The sequence below is a fragment of the Exiguobacterium sp. A1_3_1 genome, from assembly GCF_048985645.1.
GTDB classification, from domain to species: domain Bacteria; phylum Bacillota; class Bacilli; order Exiguobacteriales; family Exiguobacteriaceae; genus Exiguobacterium_A; species Exiguobacterium_A indicum.
Map to the genome: position 1 here is coordinate 1 of NZ_WBYY01000346.1, position 384 is coordinate 384.

Sequence of the window (384 nt, forward strand, 5' to 3'; positions counted from 1 at the left end):
ATGTGTATAAGAGACAGGTTGCAGTACGGTCAATTTCTTCAAGCGAGTATCGAGTTCTTGTTGATCGCCTTTGCACTGTTTATCTTTGTCAAAGGAATCACTTCATTCCGGAAGAAGGAAGAAGTCGTCGAAGAAGAAGCGGTACCAACGACAGAAGAAAAATTATTGACAGAAATCAGGGATGCCTTGATTCATCAAAATGAGTCATCGACGAAAAATTAACGGATACAACAAAGGCTGACTCAAAAGTCAGCCTCTACAAAGATAAAGGTGGCAGAATAAAAATCTGCCACCTTTATCTCGTAAAAAAAGAATGACGCGTCACACGCCACTCCTACAGGAAAAAGCGCATTATGCGCTGTCAGAGACAAACAAGACCCGCTT

General features: G+C 41.7%; 1 protein-coding gene. It reads left to right on the top strand.

Features of this window, described 5'->3' with window-relative positions:
* Positions 1-222, top strand: a 222-nt coding sequence (locus F8N00_RS18280) for an MscL family protein (protein ID WP_421018782.1), incomplete at its 5' end; no start/stop codon positions are given.
* Positions 223-384 lie beyond the last annotated feature (162 nt).